At 70.1% G+C, this 21,021-nt stretch carries 16 protein-coding genes; 6 read left to right on the top strand and 10 right to left on the bottom strand.

Features of this window, described 5'->3' with window-relative positions; translation table 11 throughout:
- Positions 1–48 precede the first annotated feature (48 nt).
- Positions 49–693: a cysteine hydrolase family protein gene (locus IZR01_RS30535; protein ID WP_194925903.1), complete on the bottom strand. Its 645-nt coding sequence runs from the start codon at positions 691–693 to the stop codon at positions 49–51.
- A gap of 235 nt (positions 694–928) precedes the next feature.
- On the opposite strand from IZR01_RS30535, the gene IZR01_RS30530 reads away from it, so the two are divergent.
- On the top strand, positions 929–2,761 hold the full coding sequence (locus tag IZR01_RS30530) for a SpoIIE family protein phosphatase (RefSeq protein WP_194925902.1): 1,833 nt from the start codon (positions 929–931) through the stop codon (positions 2,759–2,761).
- Positions 2,762–2,877: 116 nt separating this feature from the next.
- Here IZR01_RS30530 and IZR01_RS30525 read toward each other — a convergent pair whose 3' ends face one another.
- Positions 2,878–3,813, bottom strand: a complete 936-nt coding sequence (locus IZR01_RS30525) for a YihY/virulence factor BrkB family protein (RefSeq protein WP_323747144.1) — start codon at positions 3,811–3,813, stop codon at positions 2,878–2,880.
- Here IZR01_RS30525 and IZR01_RS53575 point away from each other — a divergent pair.
- On the top strand, positions 3,806–4,006 hold the full coding sequence (locus IZR01_RS53575; protein WP_194895920.1) for a hypothetical protein: 201 nt from the start codon (positions 3,806–3,808) through the stop codon (positions 4,004–4,006). The genes IZR01_RS30525 and IZR01_RS53575 overlap by 8 nt on opposite strands.
- Before the next feature lie 82 nt (positions 4,007–4,088).
- Positions 4,089–5,360, top strand: coding sequence for a serine/threonine-protein kinase (locus IZR01_RS30515; RefSeq protein ID WP_194925901.1), 1,272 nt, complete (start codon positions 4,089–4,091; stop codon positions 5,358–5,360).
- Between the two features lie 5 nt (positions 5,361–5,365).
- Here the strand turns inward: IZR01_RS30515 and IZR01_RS30510 are convergent, their stop codons facing one another.
- Positions 5,366–7,114, bottom strand: coding sequence for a serine/threonine-protein kinase (locus IZR01_RS30510; protein WP_194925900.1), 1,749 nt, complete (start codon positions 7,112–7,114; stop codon positions 5,366–5,368).
- A gap of 366 nt (positions 7,115–7,480) precedes the next feature.
- Positions 7,481–10,408 carry a cell wall-binding repeat-containing protein gene (locus IZR01_RS30505; protein WP_194925899.1) on the bottom strand — a complete coding sequence of 976 codons (2,928 nt, stop codon included), beginning with the start codon at positions 10,406–10,408 and terminating at the stop codon, positions 7,481–7,483.
- A gap of 332 nt (positions 10,409–10,740) precedes the next feature.
- Between IZR01_RS30505 and IZR01_RS30500 the strand changes: the two genes are divergently transcribed.
- Entirely contained in the window at positions 10,741–12,753 is a 2,013-nt protein-coding gene (locus tag IZR01_RS30500) for an AfsR/SARP family transcriptional regulator (RefSeq protein WP_194925898.1), read from the top strand.
- Here the strand turns inward: IZR01_RS30500 and IZR01_RS30495 are convergent.
- The gene (locus IZR01_RS30495; RefSeq protein WP_194925897.1) at positions 12,740–13,081 is read right to left on the bottom strand and encodes a hypothetical protein; all 342 of its coding nucleotides are present in this window, start codon (positions 13,079–13,081) and stop codon (positions 12,740–12,742) included. The genes IZR01_RS30500 and IZR01_RS30495 overlap by 14 nt on opposite strands.
- 55 nt (positions 13,082–13,136) lie before the next feature.
- On the opposite strand from IZR01_RS30495, the gene IZR01_RS30490 reads away from it, so the two are divergent.
- Positions 13,137–15,311 carry a tetratricopeptide repeat protein gene (locus IZR01_RS30490; RefSeq protein WP_194925896.1) on the top strand — a complete coding sequence of 725 codons (2,175 nt, stop codon included), beginning with the start codon at positions 13,137–13,139 and terminating at the stop codon, positions 15,309–15,311.
- Positions 15,312–15,345: 34 nt separating this feature from the next.
- On the opposite strand, the gene IZR01_RS30485 is transcribed toward IZR01_RS30490, so the two are convergent.
- Positions 15,346–16,530, bottom strand: coding sequence for a CDP-glycerol glycerophosphotransferase family protein (locus IZR01_RS30485; RefSeq protein WP_194925895.1), 1,185 nt, complete (start codon positions 16,528–16,530; stop codon positions 15,346–15,348).
- Positions 16,531–16,728: 198 nt separating this feature from the next.
- Here IZR01_RS30485 and IZR01_RS30480 point away from each other — a divergent pair, with 198 nt between their 5' ends.
- The gene (locus IZR01_RS30480; protein ID WP_194925894.1) at positions 16,729–17,025 is read left to right on the top strand and encodes a hypothetical protein; all 297 of its coding nucleotides are present in this window, start codon (positions 16,729–16,731) and stop codon (positions 17,023–17,025) included.
- 40 nt (positions 17,026–17,065) lie between these two features.
- Here the strand turns inward: IZR01_RS30480 and IZR01_RS30475 are convergent, their stop codons facing one another.
- The 4 genes from IZR01_RS30475 to IZR01_RS30460 form a co-directional block, all read right to left on the bottom strand.
- The gene (locus tag IZR01_RS30475) at positions 17,066–18,526 is read right to left on the bottom strand and encodes an MFS transporter (RefSeq protein WP_194925893.1); all 1,461 of its coding nucleotides are present in this window, start codon (positions 18,524–18,526) and stop codon (positions 17,066–17,068) included.
- 34 nt (positions 18,527–18,560) lie between these two features.
- The gene (locus tag IZR01_RS30470) at positions 18,561–19,148 is read right to left on the bottom strand and encodes a dihydrofolate reductase family protein (protein ID WP_194925892.1); all 588 of its coding nucleotides are present in this window, start codon (positions 19,146–19,148) and stop codon (positions 18,561–18,563) included.
- Between the two features lie 74 nt (positions 19,149–19,222).
- On the bottom strand, positions 19,223–20,539 hold the full coding sequence (locus IZR01_RS30465; protein WP_194925891.1) for an RNA polymerase sigma factor: 1,317 nt from the start codon (positions 20,537–20,539) through the stop codon (positions 19,223–19,225).
- 5 nt (positions 20,540–20,544) lie between these two features.
- Positions 20,545–20,925, bottom strand: coding sequence for a YciI family protein (locus IZR01_RS30460; protein ID WP_228555004.1), 381 nt, complete (start codon positions 20,923–20,925; stop codon positions 20,545–20,547).
- Between the last annotated feature and the right edge of the window lie 96 nt (positions 20,926–21,021).

The raw sequence follows: 21,021 nt of genomic DNA, 5'->3' as shown, positions 1-21,021 counted from the left end.
GCGATTTGGGGTCGGCTAGCGGTCGGCTGGTCGTCGGCTAGTGGCTGGCTAGCGGTCGCCGTCCAGGATCGCGCAGACCTCGTCGGTGTCGGTCAGGATCGCGTCCCCGGTGAATTCCAGGCCCGCCAGCGAGCGCTCGGCAGCTTCCTTGTGCCCGGCCCCGCAGGCGTCGCGCACGACGATCGGGACGTAGCCGAGGTCGGTGGAGTGCCGCACCGTCGGCTCGATGCCGATCTCCGTGGCGACCCCGACGATCAGATAGCTGCTCACCCCGCAGTCGCGCAGCACGAAGTCCAGCGGCGTGCCCGCGAACGCGGACATCGTGACCTTGTCGAAGACCGCCTCGTCGGGCCCCGGCTCCAGGCCCTGGACCAGCCGGAAGCCGGGGGAGCCGTGCGGGATCAGCGGCTGGGTGTCGGCGGCGGCGTCCTTGTGCTGCCAGGCCTTCGCCTGCCGCAGCTGGAAGGTGCCGGTCAGCCGGGTCGGCAGGAAGTAGTGCCGCAGGAAGACCGTCCGGACCCGGCGCCGCCGGGCCGCGGCCAAGACCCGTTGGACGTTGGCCAGCACCCGGTCGCCGTCCGGGATCTGTCTGAGTACGCCGACCTGCATGTCGTAGACGATCAGGGCGAGCTTCGCCGGGTCGAGCGCGTCGGCGAGCGATTCAGGGATTTCCAAGTCATTGAAACGGTCCACACCACAGAAGTTACAGGGCCGACCGCTGCTGGCAGCCCACTGAGTCGGTGAGTTCCGGCCCCGGTGGTTCTGTCGGGCCCAGTGGTACTGAACCGGTGCCGCGGGACGCGCGTTCATTTACCATGAGCCCACCGAACAAATTCGGCGCGGACCGGCGATCCTGTGCCGAAGACCACACGGGTAGTTGCATTCTGTGAGCTCAACAAACCAATTCGTGACGATATGATCCGGAAGGATGGATATCGACAACGGGCATCCGCGCGGCGATCCAGGAGGCGGGCACGCCGACGCCCTCCTGGGCACCATCGCGTCGCTGAACCCCGGGTTGTTGGTCGACGTCCTGGCCGAGGCCCCGGTGGGCGTGGGCCTGCTGGACGCGGAGTTGCGCTGGCTCTACGCCAACCCCGCCTTCCTGTCCACGACCGGCCTGGAGCCCGCGCGGATCCTGGGCCGGCCGGTCGCCGCGACGCCGTTCGCCGCGGACCTGCACACCATCAGCCGGATCCTGGCTGAGGGGAATCCCCGCGAGGCTGCTGATCCGCGCGACGCCGCTGATCTTGCTAATCCCGCTAATCCCGCTGGTCCCGGTGATGCCGTAGGCCGGGACGACGCCGAGCCGGGTACCGCCACCGCCACCGCGACCGGCTGGCAGGTGCGCTACCGGCGGTTGGAGGCCGAGGAGGGCCGGGCTACCGGGGTGGTCGTCGTCGTGATGGGGGCCGCCACGCGGCAGCAGCGCCGGCTCGACCAGGCCGGCCGCCGCCTGGCGCTGCAACAGGCCGCCGCCGAGCGCATCGGCACCACGCTGGACGTGGACATCACGTGCATCGAACTCGCCGAGCTCGCCGTGCCGGCGATGGCCGACCTGGCGATCGTCGAGGTGATGACGCACGAGATCGTGGACCGCGCCGTCGATCGGGGCGTCGACCGGAGCGTCGACCGCGGCCTGGGCGGCCAGCCCGAGCCGCCCCGGATGCGCCGGGCCGCCCTGGCCTGCTCGCCGGAGCTGCGCCGCCGCCTCGGGGCGCTGGCCCTGCCCGCCGCCTCGGTGCGGCCCGGGCCGGACTCGGCGGTCGCGCTGAGCCTGGCTGAGGGCGAACCGGTCGTCGCGAACCTGCTGTCCGATGCCGAGCTGGCGGACCTGGCCCAGAGCCCTGAGACGCTGGCGGCCTACCGGATCGCCGACGTCGACTCGCTCGTCACCGTCCCGCTGAACGCGCGTGGCCGGCTCGTCGGCGTGCTGACCCTGGCCCGCGGCCGCGGCACCTTCGACGGCTTCACCGATGACGACAGGGTCCTGATCCAGGACCTCGCCGACCGGGCCGCGGTCAGCGTCGAGAACGCCCGCCAGTACGCCGACTCCCAGAGCGTGACCCTGGAACTCCAGCGGGCGCTGCTGGTCGAACCGGGCCGCCCGCACTCCAACCTCGAGGTCGCCGCCCGCTACCTGCCCTCCGGCAACCGCACCCTGGTCGGCGGCGACTGGTACGAGATCGTCCGGCTGCCGTTCGGCCGGACGCTGCTGGTGATGGGCGACGTCATGGGCCACGGCGTCGAGGCGGCGGTCGACATGAGCATCTACCGCTCGGCCATCCGCGACGCCGGCGGCATGGACCTGCCCCCGCACGGCATCCTGCGACACCTGGACACGCTCATCTCCCAGGACGACACGGCCCGCCCGGCGACCTGCCTGCTCGGCGTCGCCGACCCCAACCGGCGCCGCTGGACCTTCGCCAGCGCCGGCCACCTGCCGCCGGCGCTCTTCGCCCCGGGCCGCCCGACCGAACTGGTCACCGTGCCCACTGGCCCACCGCTGGGCACCGGCATAGGCGGCTACGAGCAGACGATCGTCACCCTGCGCCCGGACCAGGTCCTGCTGATGTACACCGACGGCCTGGTCGAGCGCCGGGGCGAGGACATCGACGTCTCACTCGCCCGGCTCGCGGCCCTGCCGCTGGGCGCCACCGGCGGGTTGGAGGATCTGCTGGACGACGCGTTGCACTTAGTCGCGCCGCCGGCCATAGAGGACGACATCGCGATTCTCGCTGCGCGGGCCACGCCGCGCTGACGGCGTGAGTCGGTGCTGCGTGCGCTGTTTGTGGTGGCGATGAGGGCTGCGGTGATGGCCGCGGCGCGCGTCTGTGCTGCCGACCTCTATATCTGCCGTGTCTGCGCGGCTGACTTCTAGTCGTCTTCTTCTTCGGCATCCGGCTCTGTGGCCGGTACCTGCGTCTGTGCGCGTTCCCGCGCCAACTCGTTGTCGAACTCCAACCCGATCAGGATCGCCAGGTTCGACAACCACAGCCACACCAGGAACACGACCACGCCGGCCACGGTGCCGTATGTCTTGTTGTAGGAGGCGAAGTTGGCGACGTAGGTGGCGAACCCGGCCGACAGGACCAGCCACAGCACCACCGCCAGCGCGCTGCCCGGCGAGATCCAGCGGAAGCGGCCGCGGTGCGCGTCCGGCGCGGCCCAGAACAGCAGCACGATCATCGCGCCGATGAGCAGCGCCAGCACCGGCCATTTCGCGATCGACCACACGGTCACCGCGGTGTGGCCCAGGCCCAGGAGCTTGGCCGTCGCCTCGGCCAGCGGCCCGGTGAACACCACGATCACCGCGCTGATCAGCGAGGTCACCATCATCAGCAGCGTGAGCCCGATCCGCAGCGGCGTGGTCTTCCACATCGGCCGCTTCTCGCGGACCCCGTAGACCACGTTCGACGCCCGGATGAACGCCCCCACGTAGCCGGACGCCGACCACAGCGCGCCGCCCACACCCGCGATCGCCAGCGTCCCACCGGTACTCCGGCTGGCCCGCACCTGCGTGATGGCGGTGTGCAGCACACTGCGCACCGATCCCGGCGCGAGCTTCTGCACGTTGTCCAGCACCGAGTTCAGGGCGGAGGTGCCGATCAGCCCGAGCACGGATATCGCCAACAGCAGCGTCGGGAACACCGCCAGGAAACCGTAGTACGTCAGCGCCGCGGCCCGGTCCAGCAACTCATCGGCCGGCAACTTGCGCGCGATGTGCTGGAGCATCGCGAACCACTCCCGCACCGACCGCCGCGGGCCCGGCTCGGCCCGCGGTCTCGGCACGGCCGCGGGCTTCGTGCTCACCTTCGCGACGGCCGCCGGCCTCGTGCTCACCCTCGCGACCTCAGTGGACTTCGCAGCCGTCTTCGCCGACGACTTCGAAACCTCTTCAGGCTTCGCAGCCGCCTTCGCGGCATTGGCCGCGGCGATGCGTCGGCTGACGCGGCCCTCGCTTTTCCGTATCACCCACAGCTTCTATCCGTTTCGGCGAAGGTGACGCAAGCCGGGGGAACGGGTGATGCAAAATGCTGATATATGTCCGACAACCAGCCCGACCACCGGCTCAGTACCATTCCCCCATGGAACTGGCCCCCGGCATGGCCCTCGCCGACCGCTACCGCCTCGTGGAACGCATCGGCCGAGGTGGCTTCGGCGAGGTGTTCCGTGCCTACGACGAGAGCCTCTCGCGGGCCGTCGCCATCAAGACCCTGCGGGCCACGGAGGCCAGCGAGGCCGCGGGCAAGGCCTTCCTGTCCCGCTTCGAGCGCGAGGCGCGGGTCATGGCCTCGCTGCGGCATCCGTCGATTGTCACCGTCCACGATCGGGGCGTGCACGAGGGCGTCGCCTACGTCGTCATGGAGTTGCTGTCCGGACCCGACCTCGGGACTGTGCAGCAGCAGCGCCGCGTGCTTCCGGCGGCTGAGGTGATGGGCTACGCGGCGCAGGCGGCGTCGGCCGTCCAGTACCTGCACGGCCTGTCGGAGCCGGTGGTGCACCGTGACCTGAAGCCGGCGAACCTGGTGCTGGACGACGGCGCGGTGAAGCTGTGCGACTTCGGTATCGCCGCAGTCCTGGCGCCGGAGCTCACGCGCATGACGCAGGCCGGGCAGCTGATGGGGACGCCGATCTTCGCGGCGCCGGAGCAGGTGCGGGGCGAGACGGCGTCGCCGACGTGGGACGTCTTCTCGCTCGGGACGGTGCTCTACTCGCTGTTCGCCGGCGGCTCGCCGTTCTTCGCGGGTCCCGATATGCAGGAGTCCCTGCGCCGCGTGCAATTCGAGCAGCCCCGGCCGCTGTCCTCGTGGCGCGGTGACATCCCGGCCCAGCTGTCCCCGCTCGTCGCGGCCATGATGGACAAGCAAGCCGACCGGCGACCTCCGGCAGCGTTCGTGGCGCAGGAACTGGCGGCCATGCGCGACAGCATGAACGCGTTGAACGCTGCCGGGAGTGCCCAACTCGGCGGGGCGCCGCTAGGAGCCGGAAGCGGGTTCGGAACTGGGTTCGGGGGCGGAGTCGGCATCGGGGGAATGGCAACACCGCCAGTGCCGGACCCCGCAGCCATGGCCGAACAACGCATCCAGGACGCCGAGCGCCTCCTGAACGGCGGCCGCTACGCCGACGCCGACCACGACTTCGCCGAGGCCGTCAAACTCATGAAGGCCGCCAACCGAGGCAGCGACCGCCTGGTCCTGCTGGCCGAATTCGGTCGCGTCCGAGCCGGATACGCTCGCGGCGACGGCGCCGCGAGCGCGATCCGCCTCCTGCGCCTGACGGACCGCGCCGAAGCGGTGCTCGATCCCTCAGACGACTTCATCCAGACACTGCACCGCTTCCAAGCGATGCGCCGCTGACGGTTTCACTGCATGGGTTGCGACCACAGCACGAACTTGGCAGTGGCCTGATGCTTGTTCGTGTCGACGGCGATGATTCGCGCGACCGCGACTTGGTAATTCTGGCCCTTGACGCAGATCAGAGTGCCGATGCCCACTGTGATGGAACTGGTGCCGTTCGAGTTCAGGTCGTCCACGCAGTCCTGCCGCGCGGGTGCGTTCGATCCGTTCCACGAGTAGATACCACCTGTGGTGGAGAAGTGCATGAATTCGTACTGGCCGGGCGGTTCCTGATTGGTGGTCAGTTCCAGGTCGCTGAACCCGTCGGTGGGATAAGTGATATTGGTCTTGCCGAGATCGATGCCAACGGTTCCGAAGACCATCTGCCCCTGCCAAGCAACGGGATCATTCCCCGAGGTCAATGGGCCAGCGGTGTTTGCCGGAGCAGCAGGTGTCGCAGCGCTACTCGAACTCTGCGAACCGCTATCACTCGGTACGCCAGCCGATGACGGGATCTGGCCACCAGTGTCCTGAGATGTGGGCGCCGTATTGACCCCCGCAGAACTTGAACTGTTCGCGACGTTACCCGCCGGGGTGCTCACGCCGGTCGTTGCGGTTCCGCTGGCCGTCGGCTTCCCAGACGACCCGCCCATCGCGGTCACGCCGATCACCACCGCGGCAGTCAGCACAGCCACCCCGGCGACCAGACCTACCACCTTGCCCGTGGTCCACCCGCCTGCCTTCGTCGGCAAGTTCTCGGTGGTGGCTGATCCAAATGCTGGCGCAACCGTTGAACCACCCGCACCCGGGTTAGCCAAAACAGGGGTCTGATCCCCCTGCCGCGGCCCCGCATTCCGCACCGTAGGCGCCTGAGCCAACAAAGCCCCGGAAGACTCCACCCGGGCCCGAGCCATCTCGGCCACGCCACTCGGCAGCCATCCGGCCCCCGCCGCCGTGTTCTCGCCCTCGCAGTACCGAATGATCGCCGCGAGATCCGGTCGCTGCTCGGGATCCTTCGCCAGGCACGCCGCGACCAGGTCGCGCACCACCTGCGGGCAGGCGCTCAGGTCCGGTTCCTCCTGCACTATTCGGAACAGGACCGCCAGTTCCTCGCCCTCGCCGAAGGCCGGGCGTCCGGTTGCCGCGAAGAAGGTCAGTGCGCCGAGTGCGAAGACGTCCAGGGCCGGGGTCGCCGACTGGTTCCGGATCTGTTCCGGTGCCATGTACTGCGGGGAGCCGACGCGGCCGCCGGTGAGGCCGGTGGTGGAGTCGGCGGCGCGGGCCACGCCGAAGTCGATGACGCGGGGGCCGTCCTCGGCCAGGATCACGTTGGCCGGCTTCAGGTCGCGGTGGATCAGGCCCGCCTGGTGGATGGCGTCCAGGGCGCGGGCGATGCCGGCGGTGAGGATGCGGACGGTCTGCACCGGGAGCGGGCCCTGGAGGCGGACGGCTTCCAGGAGCGAGGGGCCGGGGATGTAGGCGGTGGCCAGCCAGGGGATCGGGTCGTCCGCGCCGACGTCCAGGAGTTGGGCGATGTGGATTCCGTTGACCTGCTGGGCCGCGCGCGCCTCCAGCGCGAAGCGGCGGCGGAACTCGGGGTCGGCGGCGAGGCCGTCGTGCACGACCTTCAGCGCGACCGGACGGCCGCCGGGGAGCGTGGACAGATACACGCGGCCCATCCCGCCGGCGCCGAGTCTCGCGTAGAGCCGGTAGCGGCCGATCTCGGCCGGGTCGGCCGGTTCGAGTACTGAGAACCCGTCGAAGGACCCCGTCATCGCGATAACGCTCCTGGCAACTCGATTGGAAACCGTTCGGCAAAACAGAGCGAGCGGCGTAATCGCTGGTCGCGCGCGTGCGATCGACGCCGCCCGGAAGCCACGCGCCAGGATAGTCGCCCCGGTGCGGCGCGCGGCAGGCCGCCGGGGATCTTAGGGGTGATCCCTTACGGCACAAGGCGAAAAAGTCCGCGCCCCGCTCCGGAAGAGCGGGGCGCGGACTCAGGCCGGGAGCCTGTCACCGCGGCACGACAGCCGTGCCGCGGATCAACCTGCTGTGAATCAGACTGCTGTGGATCAACCTGCTGTGAATCAGACTGCTCAGACTGCTGTGGATCAACCTGCTGTAGATCAACCTGCTGTAGATCAGCCCTCGACGATCGCGCCGGCCGCGGCCGCGATCGCGTACTCGGTCGGCACGCTGATCGCCGCCGGGCCGCCGAAGATCTCGATCAGGCCCGAGCCGCCGAGCGAGGCGTTGATGCCGTGCAGGGCGTTCGCCGAGAAGGCCGGCAGGCTGTTGACGTTGGTCAGCACCAGCGGCCCGCCGACCTGCGCCAGCTGCGCCGCGCCGGTGAGGGCGTCGGCGAAGGTCAGGCCGGTGGCCACTCCGGCGGTGTGCTCGCCGTGGAACGTGGCGGCCACCCGGGCGGCGGAGTCGTAGCGGTCCGAGCCCGCGAACCCGGTCACGTTCGGGATGTGGGCGTTGGCCGCCGCGGTCACCGCCTGCACACCGACCGCGGAGACGGCCTTGGCGCTGTGCGCCAGCGCCGCGACCGCCGGGGTCATGGTCCGGTCGTTGGTCAGCAGGATCGCCGCCGGCGCGCCGTTGTCGGCGAACACGGTGGAGGCGTACGGGCCGGCCGCCAGCGCGTCGGCGAAGCCGTTGCCGGTGGCCAGGACCACGTGGCTCGGGTTGCCCAGGGCGTTGGCGATCTTCACCGAGGTGTCGTAGCGGTTCACGCCGCCGATCCGCTGGACCTGGTTGGCCGGCAGGTGCAGCGCGTTGACCACCGCCGGGGTGATCGCCGCGGTGCCGCCCAGCACGTAGACGGTGCCGCCGGGCTTGAGCACCCGGTGGATCTCGTTGATCACCTGGGCGTCGGCCACGTTGCCCGGGGTCAGCAGCAGCGGGCCGCCGACCTTCTTGGCCAGCGGGACACCGGCCAGCGCGTCCGGGAAGTTCGTGCCGGTGGCCAGGACCACCGCGTTCGCCGAACCGTTGCCGGGGTACTGCTGCTGCGAGATCTGGATGCCGGTCTGGTAGCGGTCGGCACCGGAGATCCGGCCGACGCGGTCCTCGTCGTACGGCGCCTGGACGAAGCCCAGGGTCGCCGAGCCCACGCCGGTGGCCTCGTTGTAGCCCGGGGCCGCCTGCAGCGAGGTGTCCTGGCCCAGGATGTCGAGCCGGGAGGTCTTCATCTCCGGGGTGCCCTGGTAGTCAGGGTAGATGACGGCGAGCCCGCCGTTCTTCGTGACCTGGTGGAACTTGCCGGCGTTGGCGTAGATCGTCGGGTTCTCGAAGCCCGGCGCCACCCCGCCGTGGGCCTGCATCTGCAGCGCCTCGGTCGCGGCGAACAGCGGAGCGGACAGCGAGGTGCCGCCGCCGGCCTCCCAGTCGGGCCCGCCGTTCACGGTCTGGAAGGTCGCCAGGCCCGTGTTGCTGTCGGCGTCCATGGCGACGTCGGGGGTGGTACGCATCGGACCCTTGGCCCGCGCGCCGGTGGGCAGCGTGTCCGCCATCGCGGCCGGGACGACCGGGCGCTGGTAGAAGGGCTGCGGGATGTCCTCGGAGGTACCGCCGCCGCCTCCGGCCTCGAACTGGCCGTTCGGGTAGTTCTGGCCGGCGGTGGTGACCGGGGTCAGCCAGGAGCCGTAGGGCTCCTCGAACTGGTTGTCGCCCTTGGAGTCGATGCCCAGCGTGGTGCCGCCGACCGCGGTGACCCAGGCCGAGCTCGACGGCCACTCGGTCTGCTTGCGGGCCGAGTTCGGCTGGCAGTTGCCGCCGGTCGCGGCGTTCGCCGGGTTGTCGTCGCCGCAGTCGCCGGTGGAGTAGTTGAACCCGATGCCCTCCAGGGCGCCCTTCATGAAGATGCGGTCGTAGGCGGCCCGGGTCGCCGGGTCCTCATTGCCCAGCGTGGTGTGCTGGGTGCCGTCCATCGACGCCGAGACGATGTCGGCGGCGTGGGTGTTGACGATCCAGTTCAGCGAGGCCAGCAGGTCGTTGTCCTCGCAGGAGTTCGCCGCGACGTAGAGGATGTTCGCGTCCGGGGCCATGGCGTGCACGGCCTCGACGTCCATCGTCTCTTCGCCGGCCCACTTGTCCGGGCCGCACTCGGCCTGGTGGCTGAACGCGGCCGGGTTCGACGCCTCGCGGTACTGGCCGGCCTTGAACTGCGGCTCGTTGAACTGCTTGTCGTACGCGGCCGCGTCCGAGGCCATGGTCGGGCTGGCGTAGGCGTCCAGGATGGCGACCGTCGCGCCCTTGCCGGTCAGGCCGGAGTTGGCCTCACCGTAGGCGCTGCGGATCTGCGACGGGGAGTAGCCGCAGACCGGGAGCGGGTAGCCGGCGACCGAGTTCTGGCCCCAGTAGGTGGAGCAGCCGTTGCTCCCGTAGGTGGTGTAGCTCGGCTTGGTCTTGGCGGCCGGGGCCGCGGCCGGAGCCGAGGCCGGGGCGTTGACGTGCGGGGTGTCGGAGAGCCCGGACACGCCCGCGATCACGCTGGCCACCTTCGCCGGCACCATGGCCGCCGTGGACGGCGCGTAGTGGGTCTGGCCGTCGGAGGCCGTGTAGTTGGCCAGCGTGGTGCCGAAGGCCGCCTGGACCGTCGAGGCCGCGCCCTGGGTGTCGATCCAGCTGTCGCCGATGCTGGTGACCTTCAGGCCGCTCGCGGCCGCCCAGTCGGTGACCGTCTTCACCTGCGCGGCGGTCACGCCGAACTGGGACTGGATCTGCGCCGGGGTCAGGTACTTGTGGTAGTCCGGGCTGCTCGGGTCGGCGACCGCCTGCGCCAGGGCCGTCATCTGGTCCTGGTTCTGCCCGGCCAGGAAGATCCGGGTGCTGATGGTCTGCGACGCCGGGACCGCGCCCTTCTCGGCGCTCGGCGTGGCCCAGGACGGCTGGGTGTTCGCCAGCGCGACCCGGCCCAGCGAGTCGGCGTTGCCGTTGTTCGTGGTGTCGTTCGTCTGGGCGTAGGCGGTCGACATGCCGAACGCGGCGACGACCGCCGTGGCCATCGGTATGGAACCGATGGTCAGTATCTTCGAACGCTGCTTCTTTGCGGCAGATGACATGGTGGTGAGACAACTCCCCGAGAGATGTTTGATGCGTGGACGGTGCGGGTGCCGATCGGTTAGCCCTGGGCCCACCCGCCGACGCTGTCGTGGGTGAAATGGGTGAGTGAGCGACCGACGGCAACGCGGCGGACTGCGGGTATCGACAGCCGGCCAGCCCCCGGTACATGCGTGTCGCACGCTCGTACCACTGTCGTCTTCGTCGCTTTCACCTCCCCCGTATGCCGTGTTCGGCGAGCGTGGCGAACGCTTGCCTGGACATGTGTCGGCGCCAGTTTCCAGGTTTGGTGTTGAATACCTGTTGAACAAGGGTTTGGGGAAGGGGCACGGGGGTGAGCTCTACCGTTTGGTTCGGGCTGTTGGGCCCGGTGGACATCCGGCTCGACGGTGTCCCGGTTCCGCTGCCGTCGGCGCGGACCAGGGCTTTGTTGGCCGCGCTGCTGTGTCAGCCCAACCGGGTGGTCAGCGTGGACGGGCTGGTGGACGCGGTCTGGGGCGCCGATCCGCCGGACGGCGCGCTGACGACGTTGCGCAGCCACGTGATGCGGCTGCGCCGGTGCCTGGGCCCGGAGGCCGGCCGGTTGCAGACCGCGGCGCCGGGTTACCGGCTCCTGCTCGATCCGGCCACCGAACTGGACACCAGGATGTTCGTGGCCCGGCACCAGGCCGGCCAGCTGGCCGCGGCGGCCGGCGACTGGCGCTCCGCGGCCCGCTACGCCGCCGAGGCGCTGGCCCTGTGGCGCGGCGAACCGCTGGCCGACGTGCCCTCCGAACAGCTCCAGCTGGACGAGGCGGCGGCCTGGGCCGAGCTGCGGGTGGAGGCGATCGAGCTGCGGGCCCGCGCGGACATCTCGCTGGGCCGCCCGGCCGACGCCGCGGCCGCGATGCGCCGGCTGGCCGCCGACCATCCGCACCGGGAACCCGCCTACGCGCTGCTGATGGCCGCGCTGGCCGCCGCCGACCGGCGGGCCGAGGCGCTTCAGGTGTACCGGCTGCTGCGCACCGTGCTGGTCCGCGACCTGGGCATGGAACCGAGCCCTGAGTTACGTGCCCTGCAACAGCGGATCCTGGCCATGGACGACAGCGCGGACGACGCGGATGACGTGGATGACGCGGGCGGGAACGGCGACGGGAACGGCGACGGAACAACAGGTGACTCGACGCCGCGGGACGAAGCGGGCATCGCCTACGTCGCCTGGCCGCCGCCGCACACGCTGCCCCGCGACGTCGCCGACTTCACCGGCCGCGGTGAGCAGCTGCGCCACATCACCGACGCGGCCGCCGGACTCGCGGACCCGCACACCGCCTTCGCCGCGGTCATCGACGGCATGGCCGGCATCGGCAAGAGCGCACTCGCGGTGCACGCGGCCCACCAGCTCAGCGACCGGTTCCCGGATGGCCAGCTATATGCCGACCTGCTCGGCACGTCACCGGAACCGGCCGAGCCGCGCGCCGTTTTGGCGTCGTTCCTGCGTCTGCTCGGCATATCGCCGGCCGAACTGCCGGAGCCGGACATGGAGCGGGCAGGGCTGTACCGCAGCCTGCTGGCCGGCCGCCGGGTGCTGGTCGTGCTCGACGACGTCCGCGACTCCCGCCAGCTGGCCCCGCTGATCCCCGCCACCCCCGGCTGCGCGCTGTTGGCGACCACCCGGGACCGGCACGTCGGCATCGCCGGCGCGATGCGACTGTCACTCGGCACCCTGACCCTGCCCGAATCGCACGCCTTGCTCACCGGCATCGTCGGCCCCGACCGGACGGTCGAGGAACCTGAGGCGACCGACGAACTCCTGGCCGCCTGCGCCGGCTCACCGTTGGCCATCCGGGCCGCCGGCGGCCGCATCAGCGCCCGCCCCACCTGGCAGATCGCCGACCTCGCCACCCGTGTCGGCGTCCCCGGACGGCGGCTGGACGAACTCAGATTCGCCGACCACGACGTGCGGGCCGGGTTCGAGGCCGGATTCGCGGCGCTCGCCGGGCTCAGCGACTCTGCGTTCGGTGCCGGCTCGGGTTCTAACTCCAGCTCCGAGAACACGCTGGCGATCTCGTTATGCCAGCTCGGATTGTGGAGCGGCGGGGAACTGGGTCTATCAGTCGCGGCAACCCTGCTGGGTCGCCCGGCCCCGGAAACCGAGGAGATCCTGGAGCGCCTGGTCGACCTGAACCTGCTCCAAGCACCGCGACACGGCCGCTATCTCCTGCACGACCTCGTCCGGGAATTCGCGGCGGAGAAGGCCCAGAACCTGCTGACCGAGGAGCAACGCCGAGCGGCCGCCGAGCTGTGGCGGCTGCCCCGTGCGCGGTCGGTGAAAACACCTAGCTCAAGGAAGACCCCTAGCTCAAGTTGAACGTGCTGCCGCTCATGTCCTGGCCGTTGATCAGGTTCTTCACCGGCGCGTTCACGGTGAGCACCACGTTGCCCGAGCCCGTGACCGTCTGCTGCCAGGTCCTGAGGTCCTGAGCGAACTCCGCGTCCTGTTCGGCGGCGGCGGCCAGTTCCCCGGCCAGCGTGCTGACGTCCTCGGCGGAGGCCGGCAGCTCCGGGGCGGTTCCCCGGTGCCCGGTGATCAGGGCTTTGAGGGTGTCCCAGGCCTTGGAACCGGCGTCGGTGGCGATGCCGTCGAGCAGCTTCGTCAGCGCGGCCGTGAGCATGGTCGGGGTGAGTATCGGATCCATGTCAGCCTTCGTCGGTATTCCGGGAATGTGGGTCCTGTCATCCTATGCTGGGACCGTGGCAGACCCAGAGGACCAGCGGCGGACCTGGAACACCGACGTCTCGGCCCCGGTGCACAATCTTGTGCAGGGCGAACGGTTCGACAACGCGACCATAAACATCACGACGGTGCACGAGGCCGCTCCGGCGCGCCCCGCGCTGGGCGTCCCCGTGATGCTGCCGGCCGCCTACGGGCCCTACACCGACCGGTTCGCCGTGCACGAGCGCCTGGACCGGATGGTGGCCGAGAACGACGTCGGCATGGTCCTGCTCGGGGGAGTGGCCGGCGTCGGTAAGTCGACGACCGCCGTTCACTACCTCAAGCACTGCCTGGAAGACGACGCGGAGCGGTTCCGCGGCGGCGTCTACTACGCCGACCTGGGCGGCCGTAAGGCCGGTCTCGGTGCGTCCGTGGCCGACGCCCTGGAGAGCTGGCTCATCGCCAAGGGCATGCCGGCGTCGGAGGTGCCGGCCAGCCTCACCGCGCGTTCGGATCTGTTCCGTCAGCTCACGGCGGGCAAGCCGGTCGCCGTCCTGATCGACGACCCGGTGAGCGCCGCCCAGGTGAAGTCGCTGCGCCCGACGTCCCCGGGCAGCCTGGTGCTGGTGACTTCGCATCGGGAGTCGGAGGACATCCAGATAGAGCACGCGGCCCAGTTCGTGCCCGTGCCGATGCTGGATCCCGGCTTCGCCTTGGAACTGCTGACAAAGCTGGTCGGAGCCGACCGCCTCTCGGCGGAGCCGGAGGCCTTCGGACTGTTGGCCGCCTTCAGCGGCGGGCTCCCGCTGATGCTGCACGTGATCGCCGCCGAGGTGAAGCGATGGGACAGCGCCGGGGAATTGGCCGCCCGCCTGGTGGACATCCGCACCCGGCGGCAGACTTCGAGCCGGCTCATGAATATGGGCGGCGATCACTCGGTAAACGCGGCGCTGGAGCTGAGCGTCAGCGGCCTGCCGGAGCCGGCCCGCGTCCTGCTGTGGAGCCTGGCGGCCAATCCCGGCGGCGAGTTCGGGCCGGATCTGGTGACCTTCCTGGACGGGGACTCCGGCGCGCTGGCCGACCTGGTCGCCGCGGGTCTGGTCAGCGTGCTGCACGAGCCGGGCGTGCCCCGTCCGCGGCGGCGCTGGCGCATGCACGCCCTGGTCCAGGACTTCGTGTGGTCGACGGCGCAGGACGATCTCGGCACGTTCACCGCGTTGCAACAGAGGATCCTCGGTTTCTACCTACGCCGGACCGCCATGGCCGACCGCGCCCTGTCAAAGCGCTGGCACAGCAGTCCGGACTTTCCGGACCAGCCGCCCTTCACCGACCCGGTGGCCGCCCTGGCCTGGCTGGGAGCGGAGCAGGTCAACCTCAGGAACGCCGTCTTCACCGCGTACGATCTCGACGAACACGACGTCGTCTGGCAGCTGTGCGAGGTGCTGTGGGGCCTGTACTTCGCGACCAACCCCTTCGGCGACTGGATCGACACCCACGAGAAGGGCATCGACTCCGCGCAGCGCATGGGGAACAAGGAAGCCGAGGCGCGCCTGCGGTTGCAGCGTGCCTTCGCTTACTACAACCAAGAGGACATCGAGCAGGCTCTCGAAGAGTTCCAGCAGGCGCTTCCAGTCGCTGAGGACAGCGGCAGCGCCCGGGTCATCGCCGCGACGGTCGAGTCGATCGGGCTGGCCGATCTCAAGCTCGGTCGGCCGCAGGACGCCCTGGAGAAGTTTGATCGGGTCCTGACTCTGGTCGCGGGTGACAGCGAGGCGATCGGCAACGCCGAGCGTCATCGGGCCCGCACGCTCGGGGCGCTCGGTCGTCGTGGCGAGGCCATCGACGTGCTGACGTCTCGCGCGATCCCCGCTTACGAGCGTGCGGCCGAGGAGAAGGCCGACGGCAGCAACGCCCACAACGTGGCGCGGGCACTGGTCGCCCTCGGCGAGTTGCTGGTCGCCGACGGACGGGCCGGGCAGGCGTTGGTGCCGCTGGACCGGGCCGTCGCCGAGTTCGACCGGCTGGGCAAGCCGTTGCACGGTGCCGAGGCGCTGGTCACGTCGGCGTCGGCGCACGCGGCGCTCGGCGATGTCGACCAGGCGAGTGCGGCGTTGGACCGAGCCGCCGAGGACTATGAGGCGGTGGGTTCGCGCAAGGCGGCGGAGATTCGGGCGCGGCGAGCAGAGCTCGGGAGCGGTGTCACAGAATCCTGATGTACAGAGCCCTGATGTGTAGAGCCCTGATGTATTAGGGGCGCTGCTGTCGGCCGCTGCTGACGATCTCGTTGTAGAGCACTGATGCCAAGACCGCCGGGTCTTGCCCGGGGGCCGCGTACCGGACGATCTCGGTGCCGTCACGCAGCCGTAGCCGACAGCGGTCGGCCTCGACCAGACCGGCGACGGTGAGGCCGGGCAGCCGTTCGAAGGCGCGCGCCGCCCAGTTTTCCGGCGCTTCGTCCGCGTCCCGGATCAGGACGTCCGCCATCTCCGCGGCGCGCCCGGTCGGCTGGGTCGCGTCGACGACGAGGTGCGCGCCGTGCCGCGGGGTGGTGGCGTGATCGACTGCTGACGGGAAGCGCTCCACGCGTCCTTCGACGACGCGTGCCCACAGCGGCGAGACGCGTTGCCGGTGGTGATGGAGTACTGGGACGGGCTCCGGTATCGCCGGCCACGGCGGCTCGGGGAGTTCCAGTAAGCCGTAGAACAGGGTTCTGAGTAGTTCCAGCGAGCGTCCGGGGAAGGAAGTGACGCTGCCGGTGACGTCGGCGTACTCGGTCGGCGTGTGGGTGTGGATCGCCTTCTCTATTTGGTCGCGCAGGGACGAGCCCGGTACCAGGCGCGGCGCTTCGTCGGCGAAGCGGGCGATCGGCGACTCGGGGTCCAGCGCGTCGGTGGGGAAGGTGGCCAGGATGGTCGGGACGCCCAGGGCGGCGGCATAGAAGGGGACTGATCCGTGGTCGCCGACCAGGGCGTCGGCGGCGAGCAGCGCGGCCCGCCAGTCGAACGGCGGGACCAGCAGGAGGCCGCCCCGGCGGGCGTGGGCCAGGACCCGCTCGACCTCCGCGCGGCCGTGCGCGTGCCCGACGTTGGGGTGGACGACGGCGGCGACCAGGTAGTCGTCCGCCGGCAGCTCGGCCACCAGCCGCTCGACCAGGGCGAGCTGCTGCCCGAACAGCGAGCGGGGACCCCAGGTGGTGTTGACGACGATCAGCCGGCGGCCGCCGCGCAGCCCAAGGGCGGCGCGGTAGAGGTCACGGTCGGCGGCGCTCTCCAGCAGTCGGTCGAAGCACGGGTCGCCGGCGACCACCGCGGTATGGGCGACGGTCGGCGCGGCCTTACGGAACCGGTCCAGCTGCTCGAAGTGCGACAGTATTTGGGCGGTCGCGATCGGGGTGCCTTCGTGCAGGACCCACGGCTCCGACAGGCCGAACACCGCTCGGTTCGGTTTGGTTCGGTTCGGTTTGGTTTGGTTTGGTTTGGTTTGGTTTGGTTTGGTTTGGTTTGGTTTGGTTCGGCTCGGCTCGGCTCGGCTCGGCTCGGCTCGGCTCGGCTCGGCTCGGCTCGGCTCGGCTCGGCCATATCAAGGTATTTATTATAGCCCATGCCGTGCGGCAGGACGACGACCGGCGCCTTGAGCTCCCACAACGGACCACCGTGGCTCGCGGTCACGGCGAGCCCGAACCGTTTCTCGCACGCGGCCTGCCAGTCCAGATCGACGACTCCGTGCTCGGCGAACAACGCCGCCACCCCGTCCCGGAACGGCGACGACCCCGGGCACGTGAACGCCAGCCCGACACGGGCATCTCCGCTGAACGCCGGCAGGACGTCCAGCAACCGCGTCGCGGCGGTGACGTTGTGGACGACCAGCAGGACCGACTGCCTCACCCCCGAGGGGAAGGTGTTCCACACCAGAGCCTCGTCCCCGTAGGGAACACGCTCCCACCTCGGTAAATCCACCCTGGAACTCCTTAGCCGATCGTATGGTCACGATAGCGTGCGCGCGGACCAGTCCGGCGGATAAGGAGGAGCGCGACGGGGACGGCGGCCAGGCCCGCGAGCCCGCAGACCCAGAACGCACTGTGGAATCCGCTGTTCAGCGCCGCGGCCGTGGTGGTGTGGCCCCGGCCGAGCAGAGCGCGGGAGCGCGCGGCCGCCACGGTGGACGCGACGGCGATGCCGATCGCGCCGCCGAGCTGTTGGGAGGAGTCGATGAGCCCGGAGGCGACTCCCGCGTCGTGCTCGGTGACGCCGACCAGGGCGCCGATCGATACCGGGATGAACACCCAGGTGACGCTGCCGGTCAGGAACAAAGGACCGGCGAGGTGCCCCCAGAAGCTCCCATGCGTGGGTGCCTGGGTCGCCCAGAGGATCCCGGAGGCGGTGAGGGTCATCCCGACCGCCATCACGACCTTGGCCGACAGGCGGGTGACGAGCACCTGTGCGGGACCGGCGAGCACCACTCCGGTCAGGCCGACGGTGAGCCAGGCCAGGCCGGTCTTCATCGCGGAATACCCAAGTACCTGCTGCATATAGAGGGTGCCGATGAAGATGTAGCCGTAGAAGCTGGTCCCGAGCAGGAACCCGACCGCGTTGGACCCGGCCAGGGTCCTGAGCCGGAACAATCGCAGCGGCAGCAGTGGCGCCTCCGCCTTGGCCTCGATGACCACGAACGCGACCAGCAGAGCCGCCGCGGCGGCCAGCAGTGCCAGCGTCCGGACGGCTGTCCACCCGACGGTCGGCGCCTGCGAGATCGCGTAGACCAGGATCACCAGGGCCCCGGTCACGGTGACGGCGCCGAGCGGGTCGTACCGGCGGCCGGCGTCGGGCCGTCTGCTCTCCGGCAGCACGCGCCGGGCCAGCAACAAAGCGATCCCGCCGACAGCGACGTTGAGGTAGAAGATGTACGGCCAGCCCGCGTACCGGGTGAGCGCACCGCCGGCCAACACGCCGACGGTCGCGCCGCTGGCGCCGATGGCGCCCCACAGCCCGAGTGCCTTGTTGCGCTCGGCACCCTCGGTGAACATGTTCATCACGATGGACAGCGCGGCGGGCAGCACCATGGCCGCGCCCAAGCCCTGGACCCCGCGCATGATGATCAGGAATGTGGCGCTGGGGGCGAGCGCGCACGCGAGCGAGGCCGCGGTGAACAGCGCCAGCCCGGCCATGAACATGCGCCGGCGGCCGAGCAGGTCCGCGGCCCGGCCGCCGAGCAGCAAGAACCCGCCGAAGGTGAGCGCGTAGGCACTCACCACCCACTGGAGGTCGGACTCGGCGAAATGCAGTTTGGCGCCGATGGTCGGCAGGGCGACGTTGACGATCAACATGTCCACCGCCGTCATGAAGTACGCCACGGCGAGCAGCGAGAACGCCCGCCATCGGCGCACCTCGCCGCCGATACCGGTGTCGTTCCTGGTCTTTGTCACGGTCACGGGTGCCTCCGGTGTTCCTGGTGAAAGACTTCGCTCAGCGCGAGGTAGAGGTAGCGGCAGAAGTAGAGGTAGAGGCGTTGGTCGAGGTGTAGACAGAGGCGTAGGCGAGGATCACGGACCCGTTCCGCAGCCTTTTCTCGTCAATGAGCTCCAGGCCGAGCCCCGAGGTGTCCACGTCCTCGAAGAGCCGTTGTCCCGAGCCGACCACCACGGGCATGATCCAGAAATGGAACTCGTCGATCAGCTGATCGCGCACGAGTGTCTGGTCGAACCGGCTGGTGCCGTACTTGATGAGGTCCTTGCCGGGCTCGTCCTTCAACCGGGCGACGGCCTCGGACGGGTCGGGCCCGAGCAGGGTGGCGTTCCAGGTCGTCTCGGTCAGCGACGTCGACGCGACGTATTTGGGCATGACGGTGATGAGGTCGTTGTACGGGTTGCCGGTGGTCTGGCCCCAGTTCGCCAGGAACTTCTCGTACGTCACCCGGCCCATGACGAACGCCTCGTAGCCGCCCAGCTGCTCCAGGGCCAAGGCGGATGACTCCTCGTCGAAGCGGGCCCAGCGCTCGGGTGCTTCGATGACGCCGTCGAGGGAGACCAGGGTCGATTCGATGAGCTTGCGCATTGCCGTCCTCCTGAATGATCGCTTGATCTTCAGGACAAGGACGAACGGCGGCCCGCGAAACCGGACACGCGCCGCTAAGAAGTTTTCAGGCTCTCGATCCGCCGCTCGAAGGCCGTGCGCTCGGCCGCGCTGCGGGCCAGCGCGATGGCGCGCTCGTAGTCCTCCCGCGCCGCGGCGTCGTGCCCGGCCCGCCGTTCCAAGTCGGCCCTGGCCGCCCAGTAGAAGGGGTAGCGGGACAGCTTCGGCTCGTCGGCCAAGGCGATCAGCTCACGTCGGCCCTCGTCGACGCCGTCCCGTTCGGCCACGGCCAACGCGTGGTTCAGCGCCACGACGGGGCTCCACGACTGTCGGGCGAGGATCTGGTAGAAGCCGACGATCCGGTCCCAGTCGGTCTCCTGGACCGACGGCGCGATCGCGTGCTCACAGGCGATGCCGGCCTCCAGATGCCAACGGGAGAGGTGATCCCCGCTGGCCGCGCGGGCCAGGTGCGTCAGACCGCGCTCGATGCGGGTCCGGTCCCACCGGCTTCGGTCCTGGTCTTCCAGGGGGACGAACACCCCGTGCTCGTCCAGGCGCGTCGACAGGCGAGCGGTGTTGAAACAGAACAGGGCGGCCAGGGCGTGCACGTCCGGATGCGCCGTCGCTTTGGTGGCCGGCAACAGCTCGGTGAGACGCAGCGCGTCCTCACACAGGAAGGGACGCACCGGGTCCTGTGGGTTGCTGCCTTGGTAGCCCTCGTTGAACAGCAGATACAGCGATCGCAGGACAGAGTCCCGCCGGGTGTCGATGTCAGGCAGGTCGTCCACCTCGGGCAGCCGGCCCAACCGGCGCAGTCGGCCGCGGCCCCGGTGCAGGCGCCGGTCGATGGTCTGCGTGTCGACCAGGAAGGCCTGGCCGATCTCCTTGGGCGACAGACCGCACAGCCAGCGCAGGATCAGCGTCATATGCGTCTCGCGGGTCAAGCCGGGATCGCAGACCGCGAACATCATGGCCAACTGGCTGGCGTCCTCGGCGGCCGGGGCCAGCGCCGCCTCGATCGTGTCGGTGAGCGCCGTGGTCGTGGCCAGCTCGGGCAGGAAGGAGCGGCGGCGCTGCTCGCGCCGGATGATGTCGACGGCCCGGTTGTGGGCCGACCGGATGATCCACGCCTTCGGGTCGCGCGGCAGCCCGAAGCGCCAGGCGTGCATGGCACTGACCAGCGCGTCGTGGACCACGTCCTCGGCGAGCGGGATGTTCGCCGGGCCCAGGACCTGGATCAGTGCGCTGACCAGGTGCGCGTACTCCTTGCGGAACAGATCCTCGACGAGTTCCTTGGAGGAGTCGGCGCTGGAGGAGCCCGCGTTGGAGGAGTCGGCGCCGGGGGGGTCGGCGCCGGGTGGCCCGTCGGTCACGATCGTCAGATCCGATGGTCCTGGACCGGCCGCACCTCGACGGAGCCGCCGAACTCGTAGGTCGGGCAGGTCCGGGCCACGTCGACGGCGTCGTCCAGGGAGTCGGCCTCGATGATCATGCTGCCGGTCACCAGGTCCTTGGACTCGGCGTAGGGGCCGTCGGTGACGAGGTCGTGGCCGCGAACCGTGGCCCCGGGGTTGTCCAGCGCCGCGCCGCGGCCGCCGCGCCCCTGTCGGGCCAGTTCGTCGGACCAGCGGTACCACTTCTCGACGTGGGCCTGAAGCTCCGAGGGGGACAGGTCGCGGCTTGAGACGGCGCCGCCCCGAAAGATCAGCATGAACTTGCTCCGCAGAGCGTGGTCCTCGCCTTCAGGCTCCGGAATCATGGCCCCACGATAACCGCCGCCGGGGTCGCACACTTGCTGTCTGCGCTGCGCGCCGCGAGGGGTGTTTGGGGGTGGGTTCTTTTTGGAGGGCTGGGG

This window comes from Catenulispora pinisilvae (genome assembly GCF_015356865.1).
GTDB classification, from domain to species: domain Bacteria; phylum Actinomycetota; class Actinomycetes; order Streptomycetales; family Catenulisporaceae; genus Catenulispora; species Catenulispora pinisilvae.
The sequence above is the reverse complement of the archived record's forward strand: the minus strand, read 5'-3'. Positions and strand labels throughout refer to the sequence as shown.

Excerpts from the sequence above, each read along its gene's own strand:
- IZR01_RS30460 (WP_228555004.1), bottom strand. The coding sequence starts at position 20,925 with ATGATTCCGGAGCCTGAAGGCGAGGACCACGCTCTGCGGAGCAAGTTC.
- IZR01_RS30515 (WP_194925901.1), top strand. The coding sequence starts at position 4,089 with ATGGAACTGGCCCCCGGCATGGCCCTCGCCGACCGCTACCGCCTCGTG.
- IZR01_RS30470 (WP_194925892.1), bottom strand. The coding sequence starts at position 19,148 with ATGCGCAAGCTCATCGAATCGACCCTGGTCTCCCTCGACGGCGTCATC.
- IZR01_RS30505 (WP_194925899.1), bottom strand. The coding sequence starts at position 10,408 with ATGTCATCTGCCGCAAAGAAGCAGCGTTCGAAGATACTGACCATCGGT.
- IZR01_RS30510 (WP_194925900.1), bottom strand. The coding sequence starts at position 7,114 with ATGACGGGGTCCTTCGACGGGTTCTCAGTACTCGAACCGGCCGACCCG.
- IZR01_RS30495 (WP_194925897.1), bottom strand. The coding sequence starts at position 13,081 with ATGGATCCGATACTCACCCCGACCATGCTCACGGCCGCGCTGACGAAG.
- IZR01_RS30530 (WP_194925902.1), top strand. The coding sequence starts at position 929 with ATGGATATCGACAACGGGCATCCGCGCGGCGATCCAGGAGGCGGGCAC.